The sequence below is a fragment of the Nitrospira sp. genome, from assembly GCA_035968315.1.
Lineage (GTDB): Bacteria > Nitrospirota > Nitrospiria > Nitrospirales > Nitrospiraceae > Nitrospira_D.
The window spans coordinates 556,865-573,976 of sequence record JAVYIN010000005.1 but is presented as its reverse complement, the minus strand read 5'-3'; the positions used below and the strand labels follow the sequence as shown (position 1 = coordinate 573,976).

Annotated in this window: 18 protein-coding genes and 1 CRISPR repeat array; of the genes, 8 read left to right on the top strand and 10 right to left on the bottom strand. The window is 58.0% G+C overall.

What is annotated here, in order from left to right:
• The first annotated feature begins 23 nt into the window (after nucleotides 1–23).
• The 5 genes from purH to RI101_06260 all read left to right on the top strand — a co-directional run bounded on the left by purH (nucleotide 24) and on the right by RI101_06260 (nucleotide 4,335).
• The gene (purH, locus tag RI101_06280; protein ID MEC4889653.1) at nucleotides 24–1,577 is read left to right on the top strand and encodes a bifunctional phosphoribosylaminoimidazolecarboxamide formyltransferase/IMP cyclohydrolase; all 1,554 of its coding nucleotides are present in this window, start codon (nucleotides 24–26) and stop codon (nucleotides 1,575–1,577) included.
• Nucleotides 1,578–1,707: 130 nt separating this feature from the next.
• Nucleotides 1,708–2,979 carry a phosphoribosylamine--glycine ligase gene (gene purD, locus RI101_06275; protein MEC4889652.1) on the top strand — a complete coding sequence of 424 codons (1,272 nt, stop codon included), beginning with the start codon at nucleotides 1,708–1,710 and terminating at the stop codon, nucleotides 2,977–2,979.
• Nucleotides 2,980–3,002: 23 nt separating this feature from the next.
• Nucleotides 3,003–3,647 (top strand): L-threonylcarbamoyladenylate synthase, encoded by a 645-nt coding sequence (locus tag RI101_06270; protein ID MEC4889651.1) that lies wholly within the window; start codon nucleotides 3,003–3,005, stop codon nucleotides 3,645–3,647.
• Nucleotides 3,648–3,697: 50 nt separating this feature from the next.
• Entirely contained in the window at nucleotides 3,698–4,099 is a 402-nt protein-coding gene (locus RI101_06265; GenBank protein ID MEC4889650.1) for a hypothetical protein, read from the top strand.
• A gap of 71 nt (nucleotides 4,100–4,170) precedes the next feature.
• Entirely contained in the window at nucleotides 4,171–4,335 is a 165-nt protein-coding gene (locus RI101_06260) for a hypothetical protein (protein ID MEC4889649.1), read from the top strand.
• Between the two features lie 239 nt (nucleotides 4,336–4,574).
• Here RI101_06260 and RI101_06255 read toward each other — a convergent pair whose 3' ends face one another.
• From RI101_06255 to RI101_06240, 4 genes are all read right to left on the bottom strand, one after another.
• Nucleotides 4,575–5,771, bottom strand: a complete 1,197-nt coding sequence (locus RI101_06255; GenBank protein MEC4889648.1) for a pyridoxal phosphate-dependent aminotransferase — start codon at nucleotides 5,769–5,771, stop codon at nucleotides 4,575–4,577.
• Nucleotides 5,768–6,256 (bottom strand): pantetheine-phosphate adenylyltransferase, encoded by a 489-nt coding sequence (coaD, locus tag RI101_06250; GenBank protein MEC4889647.1) that lies wholly within the window; start codon nucleotides 6,254–6,256, stop codon nucleotides 5,768–5,770. The genes RI101_06255 and coaD overlap by 4 nt, the downstream gene beginning before the upstream one ends.
• On the bottom strand, nucleotides 6,253–6,819 hold the full coding sequence (gene rsmD / locus RI101_06245) for a 16S rRNA (guanine(966)-N(2))-methyltransferase RsmD (GenBank protein ID MEC4889646.1): 567 nt from the start codon (nucleotides 6,817–6,819) through the stop codon (nucleotides 6,253–6,255). Before rsmD ends, coaD begins: the two co-directional genes overlap by 4 nt.
• A 289-nt stretch (nucleotides 6,820–7,108) precedes the next feature.
• Nucleotides 7,109–7,282 (bottom strand): hypothetical protein, encoded by a 174-nt coding sequence (locus tag RI101_06240; GenBank protein ID MEC4889645.1) that lies wholly within the window; start codon nucleotides 7,280–7,282, stop codon nucleotides 7,109–7,111.
• Nucleotides 7,283–7,468: 186 nt separating this feature from the next.
• Between RI101_06240 and radC the strand changes: the two genes are divergently transcribed.
• On the top strand, nucleotides 7,469–8,185 hold the full coding sequence (radC, locus tag RI101_06235) for a DNA repair protein RadC (protein MEC4889644.1): 717 nt from the start codon (nucleotides 7,469–7,471) through the stop codon (nucleotides 8,183–8,185).
• Nucleotides 8,186–8,275: 90 nt separating this feature from the next.
• The gene (gene fusA / locus RI101_06230; protein MEC4889643.1) at nucleotides 8,276–10,378 is read left to right on the top strand and encodes an elongation factor G; all 2,103 of its coding nucleotides are present in this window, start codon (nucleotides 8,276–8,278) and stop codon (nucleotides 10,376–10,378) included.
• Nucleotides 10,379–10,387: 9 nt separating this feature from the next.
• Here the strand turns inward: fusA and RI101_06225 are convergent, their stop codons facing one another.
• Nucleotides 10,388–11,767 carry a Do family serine endopeptidase gene (locus RI101_06225; protein ID MEC4889642.1) on the bottom strand — a complete coding sequence of 460 codons (1,380 nt, stop codon included), beginning with the start codon at nucleotides 11,765–11,767 and terminating at the stop codon, nucleotides 10,388–10,390.
• Between the two features lie 78 nt (nucleotides 11,768–11,845).
• Complete coding sequence (locus RI101_06220; GenBank protein ID MEC4889641.1) at nucleotides 11,846–12,382, bottom strand: TrkA C-terminal domain-containing protein; 537 nt, start codon at nucleotides 12,380–12,382, stop codon at nucleotides 11,846–11,848.
• Nucleotides 12,383–12,680: 298 nt separating this feature from the next.
• On the opposite strand from RI101_06220, the gene RI101_06215 reads away from it, so the two are divergent.
• The gene (locus RI101_06215; GenBank protein MEC4889640.1) at nucleotides 12,681–13,088 is read left to right on the top strand and encodes a hypothetical protein; all 408 of its coding nucleotides are present in this window, start codon (nucleotides 12,681–12,683) and stop codon (nucleotides 13,086–13,088) included.
• Between the two features lie 175 nt (nucleotides 13,089–13,263).
• Nucleotides 13,264–14,453: a CRISPR direct-repeat array (repeat unit 29 nt; unit sequence CGGTTCATCCCCACTCGCGCGGGGAACAC).
• A gap of 88 nt (nucleotides 14,454–14,541) precedes the next feature.
• On the opposite strand, the gene cas2e is transcribed toward RI101_06215, so the two are convergent.
• The 4 genes from cas2e to cas5e are packed head-to-tail and all read right to left on the bottom strand — an operon-like array spanning nucleotide 14,542 to nucleotide 17,111.
• The gene (gene cas2e / locus RI101_06210) at nucleotides 14,542–14,844 is read right to left on the bottom strand and encodes a type I-E CRISPR-associated endoribonuclease Cas2e (GenBank protein MEC4889639.1); all 303 of its coding nucleotides are present in this window, start codon (nucleotides 14,842–14,844) and stop codon (nucleotides 14,542–14,544) included.
• Entirely contained in the window at nucleotides 14,825–15,745 is a 921-nt protein-coding gene (cas1e, locus tag RI101_06205; GenBank protein ID MEC4889638.1) for a type I-E CRISPR-associated endonuclease Cas1e, read from the bottom strand. Before cas1e ends, cas2e begins: the two co-directional genes overlap by 20 nt.
• 24 nt (nucleotides 15,746–15,769) lie before the next feature.
• A complete protein-coding gene (cas6e, locus tag RI101_06200) occupies nucleotides 15,770–16,390 on the bottom strand; it encodes a type I-E CRISPR-associated protein Cas6/Cse3/CasE (protein MEC4889637.1) in 621 nt (206 codons plus the stop codon).
• Between the two features lie 40 nt (nucleotides 16,391–16,430).
• Complete coding sequence (gene cas5e, locus RI101_06195; protein MEC4889636.1) at nucleotides 16,431–17,111, bottom strand: type I-E CRISPR-associated protein Cas5/CasD; 681 nt, start codon at nucleotides 17,109–17,111, stop codon at nucleotides 16,431–16,433.
• Nucleotide 17,112: the final 1 nt, after the last annotated feature.

Here is a 17,112-nt window from a genome sequence, read left to right as displayed (position 1 = left end):
GTATGACTCTCAAGGAGTGAACCATGGCCAGCATCAAGCGGGCACTGATCAGCGTTTCAGATAAGACCGGAGTTGTTGAGATGGCCAAGGGCCTGGAGGCTCTTGGCGCGGAAATTCTTTCGACCGGCGGCACGGCCAAAGCCTTGCGCGATGCCGGCGTGAAGGTCACCGATGTGGCGGCCTATACCGGCTCGCCGGAAATCCTCGATGGACGGGTGAAGACGCTTCATCCGAAGGTGCATGGCGGTCTGTTGGGACGGCGGTCGGTTCCGGCGCATGTGGCGCAAATGCAGCAGCACGGCATCGGCCCGATCGATGTGGTCGTCGTGAATCTCTATCCCTTCGAAGCCACCATTGCCAAGCCCAATTGCCCATTTGAAGAGGCCATTGAAAACATCGATATCGGCGGCCCTTCCATGCTGCGTTCGGCCGCCAAGAACCATGAAGATGTGGTGGTCGTCGTCGATCCGGCGGACTATGGCCGGGCGCTGGATGCGATCAAGAGCGGCGACGTACCGGCGGCGCTCCGGCGCGAATTGGCCATGAAAGTGTTTCAACACACCGGCCGCTATGACAGTCTGATTGCCACCTATCTGGAGAAGCAGGTGCAGGGCGGGGAGGTGAAGTTTCCCAAGATCCTCTCGATGCAATTCGAGCTGGCGGAAACGTTGCGCTACGGGGAGAATCCTCACCAGCAAGGCGCCTTCTATCGCGAATTGAATTCCAACGAACCGTCAGTGTCGCGCGGGAAGATTCTCCACGGCAAGGCGATGTCGTACAACAACTTCCTGGACGCGAATTCGGCGCTCGAATTGGCGAAGGAATACGATGAGTGCGCGGTCGCGATCATCAAGCACAACAATCCCTGCGGCGTGGCGTTGGGCGCGACGCCGGTGGAAGCCTACGTCAAAGCGCGCGAGACCGATCCGGTGTCGGCCTTCGGCGGCGTGATTGCATTTAACCGGATCGTGGATTTGCCCGCCGCGAAGGAAATCACGTCCACCTTTGTAGAGGTCGTCATTGCGCCGGGATTTGCCGAGGACGCCCTGGCTGAATTGAAACGCAAGAAGGATCTCCGCCTCTTGGATGTCGGCCCGCTCACCAAGGTGAAGCAGGTCGGTTACGATCTCAAGAAGCTCGTTGGCGGATTGATCGTGCAAGACCGCGATTTGGGTGTGCTCACGGACCTGCGCGCGCTGCAAGTGCCGACGGCCAGAAAGCCGACGGATGACGAATACGCGGCCTGTGCCTTTGCCTGGAAGGTCTGCAAGCACGTCAAATCAAACGCAATCATTTACGCCAAGCCTGGCCAGACCGTTGGCATCGGCGCGGGACAGATGAGCCGGGTCGATTCGGTCAAACTGGCGGCGATGAAAGCGCAGATGCCGGTGAAGGGCTGCGTGATGGCGTCGGATGCGTTCTTCCCTTTCCGCGACGGATTGGATGCGGCGGCTCAGGCCGGCATCACAGCGGTCATTCAGCCGGGCGGATCGATTCGCGATGCCGAAATCATCAAGGCGGCCGACGAGCACGGGCTGGCGATGATTATGTCGGGAATGCGGCATTTTAGACATTGAAAAGGCCGTAAAAAGTGATGCGTGACCAAGGCAAGAACCAGGCGGCTCTTGCCTTGATCGTCTTGTTCCCGTTTCGGCTCGTAGTCACTTCATCACGCATCACTGATCACCCATCACGAAAGGCTTTGTAGTGAAGATTCTTGTTGTCGGCAGCGGTGGACGCGAGCACGCGATCGTCTGGAAGCTCGCGCAGAGTCCGCGCAAGCCGCAGTTATTTTGCGCCCCAGGCAATGCGGGGATGGAATCGCTTGCGGCCTGCCTGCCGATCAAGGCCGACGATATCGCCGCCCTCAAAGAGTTCGTCATCAAGGAACAAATCGATTTGACCGTGGTGGGGCCGGAAGTCCCGCTGGCGCTGGGCATTGCCGATGAGTTTCGCAAGGCCAAGCTGAAGATATTCGGTCCGACCAAACACGCCGCGCGCCTCGAAGCCAGCAAGATTTTCTCCAAAGAGGTCATGGCCACGGCAAAAATTCCGACGGCCCGCTCGCAGAGCTTTGAGAAGATGGAGGCCGCGCTGGCCTACGTCGATCAGCACGAGTTGCCGGTTGTGATCAAGGCCGATGGGCTGGCACAGGGCAAGGGCGTGATCATCGCGACGACTCGCGAACAGGCGCGCCAGGCGATTATCGACTCCATGGAAAAGTCGGTGTTCGGCCAAGCCGGCCAGCGTGTTCTCATCGAGCAATTTCTCGATGGGGAAGAGTTGACGATCATGGCCTTCACGGACGGCAAAACCGTAGTGCCGATGCTGCCGGCGCAGGACCACAAACGCGTAGGAGACGGGGATACGGGGCTCAATACCGGCGGCATGGGCGCATATTGTCCCGCGCCGCTCGGCACGGCTGCGCTGCGCGTACAGGTGACGCGTGATGTGCTCCAGCCGATCGTGGTGGCCATGTCGCGCATGGGCTGTCCGTTCCAAGGCGTCCTCTATGCCGGCTTGATGGTGGTCAAGGGCACGCCGTACGTCTTGGAGTTCAATGCCCGCATGGGCGATCCGGAAACTCAGGTGGTGCTGCCGCTCCTAAAGTCCGATCTGATCGACGTGATCGAAGCGGTGGTGGAACATCGGCTGGATCAATTCACCGTCGAATGGCATGACACCTACGCTGTGTGCGTGGTCATGACCTCCGGCGGCTATCCCGGCGCCTACGAAAACGGGAAGGTCATTCACGGGCTGGCTGACAGCACGCCGTCGGCCACGGTATTTCACGCCGGCACCGTTCGCAAAGGGCAAGACATTGTGACGGCCGGAGGCCGCGTCTTAGGCATCACCGGCTATGGGAAGACCATTGCCGAAGCGCAGCAGGAAGCCTATCGCCGGGTGAAGACCCTGTCTTTCGACGGCTGTCATTTCCGAACCGACATTGCGCATCGGGCACTGGGGCCGCGCGCCTAGAAATCGTCCGGTTCGCCCTCTTCATGGCTATCATCACGCCGTATCGTGCGACAGAAGTGGACTCGCTCAGCGCCTCCCTGTCCGGGGTGTTGCGCGCAGGCGGTGTAGTCGCGCTCCCGACGGAAACCTATTACGGACTCGGCGCGAATCCTTTCGATGCGGCCGCGATCGACCGGCTCCTTGCCGTCAAAGGCCGCCCGGACGGCAAACCGATTCTTGTCCTCATTGGCGATCGGGCGCAGCTCGACGGATTAGTAGGCCACGTTCCTCCGGCGGCCAAGGCGCTGATGGAGGCCTATTGGCCAGGCCCCCTTACCATTGTGTTTCCCGCCAACAACCGATTGCCTGCAAATCTGACGGCGGGAACCGGAACGGTGGGAATCCGGCTGACGTCATGCGGGCCGCTGGCCGATCTGCTGCGGCGGATTGGCCCGTTAACCGGCACAAGTGCCAACCGGTCCGGGGCTCCGCCGGTCCAGACCGCACAGGACGTGAATCTCTCCCTTGGCAACGAGGTCGCCCTCATTGTTGATGCTGGAATGACTCCCGGAGGACTGCCGTCAACTGTGGTGAGTATCTGCGACGGCGTGACGATACTCCGGGAGGGGGCGATTGCCCCTTTGGACATTGAGAAGACGCTCACGGCGCAAGGACTTCATCTTCAGTAGAGAAAAATGTGGTATACATCGACTCGAACCATGTCAGAAGGAGGAGGGGAATGATGATTCGGACACGTCAATCGATGCTCATGGGCCTGCTGGTGGCCGCAGGGCTTACGCTGTCGGGCTGCGACTACTGGCCACCGGCGTTACAGGCACAAATCGAGCAGCTCCGCTCGGAGATCCAGACCAGCAATATGGAGAAGACTCAACTCCAGAGCCAGTTAAACGATCTGGCCAAAGGCAAACAGGATTTGCAGGCGCAGGTCGAGAGCCTGGACCGAATGAACCGTGAAAAAACCGGGATGATTTCCAGCCTGCAAAACGAAGTGGAAGCCTTGCGGGCGAAAGCGGCGAGAGCCTCGGCGCCAAAGGCTCCGGCTAAATCAGCGGCCAAACCGGCTGCCAAGCCAGCGCCCAAAACACCGGCGAAGAAAAAAGCGCCCGCCAAGCATACCTAGAAACAGGATAAGTTTAGCTCGAACTCGACGAGCTGCCTGACGAGGACGAACTCGTCCCAGCCGAAGATGAGGTGCCGCTGCTGCTTCCTGACGATGAGGAGGCGGGAGCGGCAGCCGGGGCTGTCGTCGATGATGCCGCCGGAGCGCTGGAGGCCGACTCGGATTTTGCCGGCGTCGTTGATGTTGGGGAAGGTTTCGAGGCGTCTCCTGACGGCGGCTTCATTTTGTCGGAATAATCCGTAATATACCAGCCGCTTCCTTTAAACATGATCGCCGGGGCCGAGATGATGCGGCTGACGGGCTTGCCGCATTTCTGGCAACTGGCGATCGACTCATCCTTGATGCTCTGCTTCAACTCAAACGTATACGAGCACTCTTCACAGCGATATTCGTAAATCGGCACAGGACATCCTCCGGCAATGATGGGTTAACCTATATAGGAATAACCTCGAATTCACACGAGTCAAGACGGGACTCAGGGCGTGAGTTTGCCGACCGCGGCGGCAAGACGATCTAGCCCTTTGATAATCGCCTCCATGCTGGTGGCATATGACAGCCGAATATGGTCGGCGCTCCCAAAGGGCTCTCCTGGAACCACGGCCACATGCGCGTCTTTCAGGAGATAATTGGCGAAGGCGGTCGGAGAATCGATCACTCCGTTTGGCCCGCGCCGTCCGAGGACGCCGCGAATATTCGGGAAGGCGTAAAATGCGCCGCCGGGCAGCCGGCAACTGACGCCGGGAATGCCATTCAGCCGCTCCACCATCACCTTCCGTCTGCGGTCGAATTCCGCGACCATCTTTTCGGTAAACGGGTTGCCCACTCGCAACGCCGCGACAGCGGCTTTCTGCGAAATGGAACAGGGATTGGAGGTGCTTTGACTCTGAATATTGGCCATGGCCGTCAACAAATCTTTCGGGCCAGCCGCATAGCCAATCCGCCAGCCTGTCATGGCATAGGCTTTCGACACGCCGTTGATGATCACGGTTTGAGCCGCGACGTCGGGACTCAACGTGGCAATACTCAAATGCGTGGCTCCGTCGTAGAGGACTTTCTCGTAGATTTCATCCGAGATGATCAAAATCTTATGCTTGAGCGCGATCTCGGCAATGGCTTCAAGTGTGCGTTTGTCGTACGTGGCGCCGGTCGGATTACAGGGGCTATTGACGATAATCGCTTTCGTGCGCGGCGTGATAAGCCGCTGCAGTTCATCGGGGTTGATGGCATAGCCCTGATCTTCTCTCGTGGGTAGCAGCACGGGCGTAGCATCGTTGAGCAACGCCTGGTCTGCATAGGACACCCAGTAGGGAGTCGGAATGATGATCTCATCGCCCTGTTCCAGAAGCGCTTCAGCCAGGTTGTAGAGCGAATGCTTCGCTCCGCAGGAGATCAGGATTTGTGATTTCTCGTACCGGAGCCCGAGTTCGGTCTGCAGCTTGTCAATGACGGCCTGGCGCAGTTCATCGATGCCTGATGAAGGCGTGTATTTGGTAAATCCGGCTCGAATCGCGGCTTCCGCCGCGGCCTTCACTGGTTCCGGCGTATCGAAATCCGGCTCTCCGGATGAGAAATCGACGACATCGATCCCTTGGGCCGCCATGGCTTTGGCCGTGGCGGTCATGGCCAGGGTCGGAGAGGGCGTAATACGGCTCACACGTGCAGCGAGTTTCATGATTTCAGACTCCGAATTCGTTCTTGGAGGCGTCGGGCCACTTCAGGATGGAGAAATTCGGTCAATGCTCCCCCATGTTGCGCGACATCCTTGATAATGGTTGAGGAGAGATAGGAATATTCTTCGCTCGGCATTAAAAAAACCGTCTCGACTTGTTTGGCCAGCTTCCGGTTGATGAGCGCCATCTGAAATTCATGCTCAAAGTCAGAAATGGCGCGCAAGCCGCGAATGATAGCATGGGCACCCGACCGTTCGACATAGTCAACCAGCAGGCCTTCGAACGCCGTCACCTCCACCTGGGTCAAATCCTTCATGACCAGCTTCACCATCTCCAGCCGCTCAGCCAGGTTGAACAGCGGATGTTTGGCCGGGTTGGGAGCCACCGCCACCACCACTTTATCGAATACCCGAAGGCTGCGGGTGATGATATCGGTGTGACCGTGCGTAATCGGGTCGAACGTGCCGGGATAAATGCCGATTTTCATGCCGGCACCACATCGGGGAAGGTAAAGATCGACAAGGCGGTATCTCCATAGGCATAGCGTCGAGTGAACGAGCTGGGCCCCAGTTGGGACGGGAGGACCATCTTTGATGCATGCTCGACTATCAACCAGGCATCCGGCGTGGCCAAGGCCGGCGTGATGTTCTTGAAGATGCCCTCAAGCTCATAGGTCGCATCATAGGGAGGATCGGCAAAGACAATATCATAGGGACCGGTCCAGAGTTCCGGACGAGCAAGAAACTGCTGGACGGTTCTCGCTTGTATGATAACCTGGCTGCTCATGTGGCAATCCGAGACATTTCGCCTCAAGAGCGTCAGTGATTCGGCGCGCGACTCGACAAAGGTCACCTGAGCCGATCCTCGACTCAAGGCCTCGATCCCGATGGCCCCGGTTCCTGCATATAGATCCAACACTCGACTCTCAGGAAGCCGGTTGCCAAGAATGGAGAACAGTGCTTCCCGTACACGGTCAGAGGTAGGACGGAGTGCAGTTCCCTGCGGACCCTGAAGGCGTCGTCCCCGGTGGGTTCCAGCAATCACGCGCATGGTATCAGATGAGTCGCATCGTCAAGGCGAGTGACTCTAACACAGCGTTTTTGCAGGGGTCAAGCAACTGCGAGTCTAATGATATTACGGATGAACGAGGAGCCATGACCTATCGTCATGGAAGGGCGGGGAGCATCGTCGTGCGATGCACTTTGACCGAGAATCAGACGCTCGCTATAATTCGCGTACTCGCGCGAACCGTGGGACGCACCGAACCAGATCCAAGAGACGACGGTCGGCTCGTGCGACCTCATCAAGGTCGGGTCACGATCGACCCCACGGTTCGATCTTAGCGGACGGCAACCGGCTGCGGATCTTTCGCGGCCAGGCTCTTGCGTCGATTGCTGGAGATCGTACGATCAATGATCGCACCGCAGTTGATGCACTTCCAGGCGTAGAAAATGAGGAAGAAGTCGGAGAACCGCTCCAGCATCATCAGGCCTTTGCACTTTGGACATTCCATGAATCCCTCCCAGGTGACGTCGTGTGCTGCTGCAGCCGAGATTAAGCAAGACCTGCACCAAATTGTCTGTTTTCGATATTTCAATAGGTTAGCTGTTACGTATTTGTCTCCATGGGATAAAAAGTGCCGACTGGGCCCGGACAAAAACGTCCGGAGTGTCAGTTTTTTGTCCCTGAATAGGCATTTATGACAGGGCGTGGAAAGAGAAAAGGCATTACCCAGTGGCCTGAGGCCGAACGGCCTCGAGAGCGTCTGCTCACCAAAGGATCTGAGGTGCTGACGGATGCCCAGTTGTTGGCCATTCTCCTCAGAACCGGCCGCCGCGACGCCTCAGCTGTCCAGATGGCCATGGAGATCCTGCACCACGCGGGAAGCTTGCCAGGGCTTGCACGGAGCGGCATAGAAGAGCTGTGTGCGATTCCTGGGGTGGGACCCGCCAAAGCCGCCCAACTCAAAGCCGCATTCGAATTAGGAAAGCGCGCGATGGCGGTTCCCTTATCGACAGGCACCAGGATTTCTTCTAGCGCGGATCTTTACCGCCACTTTCACCCGTTGCTGCGGGATCTCAAGCATGAATTGTTCAAGGTGGTGTTGCTGGACGCCAAGAATACCGTGATGAAAGAGGCCACGGTCTCCGAGGGAAGTTTAACGTTGAGCATTGTCCATCCGCGGGAAGTGTTCGCCATGGCGGTTCGTGAGTCTGCCGCCGCGGTGATCTTTCTCCACAACCATCCAAGCGGAGATCCCACGCCCAGCGCGGAGGATCGGCGCCTGACGGATCGGCTGGTCGCGGCGGGAGAGGTCCTGGGCATCCGCGTGTTGGATCATGTGATTGTCGGGGACGGACGATACGTCAGTTTTGCCGACGAGGGATGGCTTGCAGGAACAGGGCGCGAAGCGTAACAATTCAAAAAGGAGAACTTGTTGCAGAGGATTGCCCATGAAGTAGTACGCACGGATTGAAGTCCTTCACCGCACGAAGAGGAGGCAGCCATGGAAGACACTCGTACAGAGTCTGTCAGAAATGTCGTGCTAGTCTCAAACCTCGGAGCAGGGAAAACTTCTCTCAGCGAAGCAGTGCTGTTTGCCCTGGGCGCAATTCCCGTCCTAGGGTCAGTCTCTCAGGGAACTACCACATCGGATTTTGAACCCGAAGAACATCGCCATAGAAGTTCTTCGAGTACCAGCCTGTTGCACTGTGCACTCCCTCCCATCTCCATCAATCTCCTTGATCCTCCCGGCGCCCCAAGTCTCATGGGCGACACAGTTTCGGCCCTACGCGCGGCTGATGCCGTCATCCTCGTCCTGAACAGCGATAGCGGCGTGCGGACTGAACTGGCTCGCGCCTGGTCGCGAATTGCCGATCTGGGCCTTCCTTGCCTGGTGTTTATCAACGGACAGGATAAGACCGGCAGCTCGTTTGAGAATGCCCTGAAAACCTGTCGAGCGCAGCTGAATTGCAATCCTGTCCCCATGGTTCTGCCAATACAGACCGGACCGGAGATTGACGGCGTGATCGATGTGCTCAATGAAGAAGCCCTCTACTCAGGACCCGCATCACCCAAGGTGGACCGAAGACCTATCCCGGAATCATTGCGCGCAGTGGCGAGTACAGCACGAACGCAGGTATTGGAAGCCGTCGCGGAGACAAATGAACGGCTGCTCGAATCCTATCTGGCCACAAACGACATCGGGAAAGAATACTTGATTGCCGGATTGCGCGGGGCCGTGCTGGCTCGACAGGTCATGCCGGTGTTCGGAGGCTCGGCTCTTCGTCATGTCGGCATTAGGTCATTGGTGAAGGCGATCCAAGATCTGCTTCCCTCGCCGGCAGAGCGGTTCGCGGCTTCGCCGCTGACTGGAGTGAATCCTGACAAGGGAACGGCCGTAGAGCGCCTTGGTCTGGCCAGGGAGCCATTTTCTGCCTATGTATTCAAGACGCTCATCGATCCATTTGTTGGAAGACTTTCCTATTGCCGAATCTTGTCCGGCACGATTCAAGCCGATACCATGGTCCTCAATGCGACCAGACATGCCCGTGAAAAACTGGGACACTTCTATACGGTGTTGGGGAAACATCACGCCGCCATCTCCTCGGCACAGGCCGGAGACATTATTGCAATCGGCAAGTTGAAAGATACGCAAACCGGCGACACCTTGTGCCAGGAACAGGATCCAATCTGCTATCCCGCGTTGAATCTGCCTCGCCCCATGCTCTCATTTGCCATCCATCCCAAATCAACCGCGGAGATCGATAAAGTGAGCCTCGGTCTCCATAAACTGATCGAGGAAGACCCCACGCTGGAATATGTTCGTAATACTGACACCAAAGAGATGGTGCTGAGCGGAATGGGGCAACTGCACATCGATCTGGCCCTGGAGAAGTTGCACCGGAAATTTGGCGTGGATGTGATCCTCCATGCCCCGAAGGTGCCCTATCGCGAATCGGTTCGGACCACGGCGCGCGCGCAGGGCAAATATAAAAAACAAACGGGCGGACATGGCCAATATGGAGATTGCTGGCTTGAACTGGCTCCTCTCGCTCGCGGCGAGGGGTTTCGATTTGAGAACCGCGTGGTCGGTGGAGCGATTCCGAGGAATTTCATTCCCGCTGTGGAGAAGGGCGTAGTGGAGGCCATGCATGCCGGCGGGACGACCGGGTTTCCGGTTGTCGATGTGGGGGTTGCGGTCTACGACGGGTCCCATCATCCGGTGGATTCTTCGGAACTCTCGTTCAAGATCGCCGGGTCCATGGCCTTTAAGCACGCTCTGGAGTCGGCGCATCCCATGTTGCTCGAGCCGTTGATGCGGCTGGAGGTCGAGGCTCCGGCGGACACAGTGGGCACGGTCATGGGCGACCTGAACGCACGGCGCGGTAGAATTCTGACGGTGACGGCCAACGATCAGGCGGAACGGATTACAGCCCTGGTGCCGCTGGCCGAACTGTTTACCTATGCGTCGGTGCTGAATGCCCTGACCGGTGGGAGGGGAAGCTATGCCATGGAATTGTCCGGATATGATGAAGTGCCAGGCGGTTTAGCCGGGAAAATCATTGAGGCCCATAAGGCTGACAAGCAGATGGTAGCGGCCCATTAGCCCGAGCCATCAGTCGGATGATTTCAGCACGACATAAAACGCGCGATTCTCCCGCAGCACGCGAAGCAACACCGTGTCGCCTCGCCGGACCTTGGCAATAGCCGACGTGAATTCTCCGACCGTGGCCACGTCTGCACGGTTCACTTCCTTGATCAAATCGCCTTCGCGGAGGCCTTCGGCGTGAGCCAGGCTGCCGGGATCGACTTTCGTAATGAGCACGCCGCGGGTTTCGCGGAGCTTAAATTTGTCGGCCAGACCGCTGGTCAAATCTTGAAGGTCCAGGCCAAGTTTGACTTCGGTGCGGGATTGAGGCAGCGATGCGACGACGGCGCTGTCCCGCCGTTCGCTCAGAGGCACGGCAATGACCAGATGCTTCAGATCACGCACCACTTCAATCTTTGGCATGGCCCCGGGCGGCAACACACCAATGAGCCGCGACAGTTTGTTTGGAGAATCCACCACGCTTCCATCGATGGTCAAAATGATATCGCCCGGCTTGATGCCGGCTTCCGCCGCGGGATCCTTTTCGAACACTTCATTGACCAGCACCCCTTCGCCCTCATTCACGCCGAACTTTTTGGCCAGTTCCGGCGTCAGCGGCTGAATGCCGACACCGAGCCACCCACGAACAACCTTGCCGCGCGACGTGAGCTGTTGAATCACCTGCTTGGCCATATTCGAAGGAATCGCGAAGCCGATGCCTTGGGCGAAGTTAATAATCGCCGTGTTAATGCCGATGACTTCGCCGCGCAGATTGAACAACGGCCCCCCGGAGTTGCCTGGATTGATCGACGCGTCGGTTTGGATAAAGTTTTCATAGCGCGACAGATTGATATTCTCCCGGCCGATGCCGCTCACGACTCCCAGCGTGACCGTGCGATCGAGCCCGAACGGATTGCCCACGGCAAGCACCCATTGCCCCACGCGGACGGTGCTCGAATCGCCGAAGCGCGCGCTAGGCAGAGGCCGATCGGCGGTGACCTTGAGGAGGGCCAGATCTGTATCCGGATCTTTGCCAATGACCTGGGCGATGAGTTTCGTCTTGTCCGACAAGCGCACTTCGACTTCCGTCGCATCGCCCACCACATGGTTGTTGGTCACAATGTGGCCGTCACTGTCCACAATCAGACCGGACCCGGACCCTGAAGTGTTGGGGGAACGATCGCCTCCGGACTCACGCGGACGGCCGCCGCCGGGAATCGGAAAGAGATTGACGACCGCCGGCTTGGCCTGTTCGGCCAAATCCATGATGACCGTCTGGATTTCTTCTAGCATCCGGATCCCCGGCGAATCAGTCAGACCCGCCACCGTGCCGGTTTCAGCCTCCGCCATGACGGGGAGTGCGACCGAGAGGATCAGAAGGGTGAGCATATTCAGCCGACGTCTCATGGTTCTCTGCCTCATCAAAAATATGTATGAAGATGCTTATTTATTATTGTACCGAAAGAATAGCAGCGCGACTACTGCCTAGGCCGATTGCGGAATAGAGGCTTTCGTATGGCGGGTGCTGGTAAACCACTGCGTCAGATGGTCCAGCTCGGTCTGTGCCCCAATCAATATGACAATATCGCCGATTCGGAATACCAGGTCATCGCTCGGAGCCAGTAAGAACGGACCTCGTATCACGGTGGCAATATGAATCGACGACGATCGTGGGACGTTGCTGATGGTCTGGCCGACCGCAGCAGCGCCTCGCGAAATGGTGATGCGCTCAATACCGGCTGACCGTACACTCAAGTCTTGTTGCAAGCGCAATAAATCCGCATGGATGGTTTCCAGCTTTAATTGGCGGATTTCTGTGTCGATTCCGGCCAGAGCCCGTTTCAGATCTTGAATGCGCTGGTGAGCCCAGGTGACCGACGTATCGAGATCGCTCAGATCGCTGTCTTTTGCGCCACGGCCAGCCGCCCGGTGTGAAACCGAGGTAGCAATCTGCTGGCCCAATGTATGTGTGACCTCGTCGATGCGGGCCAGAATAGAGGAGGCTTGCCAGTGAAGCCGCATGATATGCACCTTGCGATTCACACGCTCAGAGATTGCCAACACAGCCTCATAGAAGGCGTGACTGGTGATCGAGAGTTCCTTTCGAATCCGTCCGACTAGTTCAAAACTCATAAGCTTTCAACTATTCACAGTCTGATAAGAGTGATTATGTCAACTTGCAACGAAGGCACCGGGGGGAGGCGCAACGATCTGACGGCCCCCCATGCCAACCCCTCGCAACCCTAGCCGATCTTTTCTCCTGGGTCAATTCTGGACAATTCAACGCCGACACCATTAATTTGCCGGTTAAGGGGTGCCTATGAGTCGATCCCACGTACTTCGTTTTCCCGCTCCTGAAGTCCGTTCCTTCTCGGTCGATCCCAAGACCAATGAAATCATGATTCGCGTCTATGTGGGCGACTCCCTCGCTGGCGATCTCTCGGAAGCCCTGAACTGGCTCTCGGACCTCGTGGGCACGGCGCGGCGAACGGTCTCCTTGTGTGAGCGGCAAATAAAGACGGATGAACTTATCGAGCAACAGCGGCGGCGGCATATCGAGGTTGCGCGGGCCTATCAACGGCTCCGGGTGTCCGGGATGAAGCATCGGGCCGCAATCCGGGCAATTTACATTGATCCCTCTTTCGCTGATCTGAACGCTCCCACATCCGATATTGCCGCATGGGTCAAGATGTATTGCCTGGAATCGAAGCCAAGGGGCTCTCGATGACCGGCGCGGCTCTTGCTCCCTTTTCCATACGTTTCAATCCTCGCCCGCCCCGAAGGACGGGCGCTACTAGAGCGGCTTACGCACGCAGAAGCACCTTGGTTGTTTCAATCCTCGCCCGCCCCGAAGGAGGGGCGCTCGACCAGCACTGCTGAGGACTACTGAAATTGGCGGGCTTCAGCCCATCCCCACTCGCGCGGGAACACTGTTTTTCTGTGATGCGTTCCATGGTGTCATCCGGTTCATCCCCACTCGCGCGGGGAACACCGGTAGAACAGCGGCAACCCGCTCGCCCCGATCGGTTCATCCCCACTCGCGCGGGGAACACATGGCCCTCACCACCGTCGTCAACTGCAAAGCCGGTTCATCCCCACTCGCGCGGGGAACACTGATTATCGCCACCGATACCCTGGTCGGATGCCGGTTCATCCCCACTCGCGCGGGGAACACGTATAAACAGGTCGGTTCGCCTCATCCTATCTCGGTTCATCCCCACTCGCGCGGGGAACACGATCACTATGTTTGCCATGGGTGCGGATGTTGCGGTTCATCCCCACTCGCGCGGGGAACACTTGGTGTCGGCGTCGGCCATGAGGGCGTCGAACGGTTCATCCCCACTCGCGCGGGGAACACACGACTCACGGCGCGGGCGACGGCGTGACGACCGGTTCATCCCCACTCGCGCGGGGAACACGACCGCGAACTCATCATCCCACCGGTTGCCGACGGTTCATCCCCACTCGCGCGGGGAACACGCTTCGACCTGTTGCCGAATCTTCTCCCGCGTGCGGTTCATCCCCACTCGCGCGGGGAACACAAGAGTTGATGAAATTCAGCAAGAGCCTCAACCGGTTCATCCCCACTCGCGCGGGGAACACGACTGGCGAGGGGGGCAAAAAAGCAATGTGTACGGTTCATCCCCACTCGCGCGGGGAACACATCAGCGGCAGTCCATCCACCGCGCAGGGTTTCGGTTCATCCCCACTCGCGCGGGGAACACACCAGCCGGCTGTGCTGCTCCCGCAGTCGCGCCGGTTCATCCCCACTCGCGCGGGGAACACTCCGCCTCCGTGGCCACCATGCGGTTCATGACCGGTTCATCCCCACTCGCGCGGGGAACACGGGCCAGTACAGCTATGCCGCCGGCATCTATACCGGTTCATCCCCACTCGCGCGGGGAACACAGAGTCACCATGACCACGAGGCAACGCCAGATGCGGTTCATCCCCACTCGCGCGGGGAACACATTCCCGCCGCTGTCGGTGATCGTGACGCGGGCGGTTCATCCCCACTCGCGCGGGGAACACGCGTTTAAGAGCGGCGAGAAGTTCCCGTCTCCCGGTTCATCCCCACTCGCGCGGGGAACACACTTCTTTCATCACATTGATCTACCAGGCAAATTCATTGCTCTCAAAATCTACCAATTACCCCTGAGTCGTAACGCCCGTTACGAAGGCTACGCTTTTTGACTATTTGCGTCGCTTTCAGGGAGAAAGCTGACCAGCTTCGCACCATCTATTTCAACGGGAATTCGGCGGTTTGTTCCCAACGTGACGAAATCGAATCCCGCTTCATTGTTCGTGCGCCAGGCCATGACCGCATTCCCTTCTCCGATTCCGGTTTCAACCTGGCTCCAAATATGATCCCGCACTTTTACCGAATAGTTACCGACGTAGACGCCGGCCCGGATCTCCAATAGCCAGACTGCCAGCCGCCCACGAAGCCGGGGCGGAGCATTTTCAAGTACGATGACCAGCATCGCCGATACTCTCCTGATTGGGAATGGCTGGAGACACCTGCTCTTCGAACGGAGCGGGCCGTGGAATTTCTCCTGCCGCCAACATCTCTTCAATGCCGGGAATGATCCGTTCCAAGAGCTTGGTCTCGCGAAAGCTGTCACGACAGGCCAGCCGCACCTGCTGTTCGGCATTCACCGGGTTCTTGGCGGCGATGCGAAATGCCAAGGGCACGACGGTTTCGAACTTATAGACGTCAGCTACATCGTAGACAAACGACAAGGGTTTCCCCGTATGAATAAATCCAATCGCCGGAGCATAGCCCGCCGCAAGCACCGCCGCCTCTGTCACACCATAGAGACAGGCCGTCGCAGCAGACAGACAGCGATTTGCAACGTCGCCCTGATCCCAATCTTCGACATCGTAGTTGCGTGCTTTCCATTGCACACCAAGCTGGCCCGCAATGCGCTTGTACATCTCCCGGACACGGGCTCCCTCAATGCCCCGCAATTGTTCGACGGACCGGCGTTGTGGAGGCTCTTCACCAAACCGAAGCGCATACATCTTGCGCACGACTTTTAACCGCAATTCATCATCCAGCGCCAGCTTCGCCTGATAGAGGAGCCGGTCGGCGCGCGCCCCGCCGGGCTGCCCGGCCGAGTACAACCGCACCCCCGCCTCCCCGATCCAGACCAACAGCGTTCCGACTCGGGCCGCCAATGCACAGGCCGCATGAGACACCCGCGTGCCTGGTTCCAGCATCAAACACACGACACCCCCAACAGGAATATGCGTCCGCACCCCATTCTTATCCACGACCACAAAGGAGCCGTCCAAGACATCAAGATGGCCGTACTCGATGTACAACACGGACAGCCGTTCCTTGATCGGGATGGGTTTCAGCGGAGGCAGAATATCAGCCATATAATAGCCTCAACGGTATGTGCATCATGCTATTGGCGCCACAGACAAGAGCCCAAGGCCCAGAGACTTGCCATGGCCAATCCCCGTCTGCAACACCTTCACAAACGCGGACACATCAGTCACTGTCAACACGCCATCGTATAACACCGAGAAGATGCGGATACTATTTCCGTGATGTTGTCTTCCGGTCAGCATCTGTTCTTGAGAGACCCGCACATCAATTCGCGCCCCCCCTTCCTCCGATAGATCGAGCGAAGGAAGCTCTGGAAGTAGAAACCCGTGCATGAGCCCCTTTCGTTTGATCCACTGCTCCTGTTCGACGAGCTGAAGCAGTCCTAACCGTTTACCATTGCGGGTGACACACGGATTGGCCCGTAACCGAAACCGAAATCGCTGACCAGCGGTGAGTGCGCCAAGCTTCAGACGACTCTTCAGATCGATTGGCGAATCCACCTCCGCCAGCCAACTTTTCACGCCAATGCCATCCCAGTCGGGAATCGTGCGGCTTTGAACGAGCACGCGCGGAAATCCATCGGACCTGGTTTCCGGCTCAAGTCGCCACAGGATTTCCCCTTCAGGACATTTTTGGTCTGGTGGACTGAACGCTCGACACAAGGTTGCATGGAGCTGATACGGATCGGCCAAATCACGCCTAGCCTCACGGCAGCGTGGGTCAAGATGGAGTCTATGCAGAAGCATGCGTCACCCCTTGAGGGAAAGGAATACATTCCGAGTGCACAAACCGAGCGCCGAAGCGCCGTTCGGCAAATGATGACAAAGGCTGGTCCATTTTGAGCACGCCGGAACCGTCATCGGACTCCAGGGATATCAGTAGTTTTTCGGGAAGCGCTTCCCATCTCCGCTGCGTGGCAATCCATGGATATCGCTCCAGGGCCTCACGCAAAGGCACGTCCTGTAGAGCATTCTCCATCCAGATCGGTTCAGAGGGAACGTAGGATTTCCGGCCGAGTGCCAAAGGCCAGACAGGATCGCGCAGAGCAGCGTGAATTCTCTCTAGAAATGCACGGTTGTTGCCTGCTAACCCAACCAGGAATGCGGCATCGGCCAGATAGTCTCGCGTCGTCACGGCCGTATCGTGGATCTTCGACCTGTCCGCCGAAATGATATGTTGTGCAGTCTGGTAATCTCGCTTAGGAACTCCAGGCCGGTCGTGACGAATGCCTATCGAGAGACGCGTCAGCGGCTCCAAATCAACCCAGCTCTCGCGATCGATTCCCATCGCGGCGGCAACCAAGCCCACGACGCCTGATTTGCTGGGCTCCTTCCCAGTATCGCGTTGGTCAAAACGACTGGTCGCCCCCCACGACTGCATGGGACCAACAAGTCGTAGCAACAGTGTGGGCATG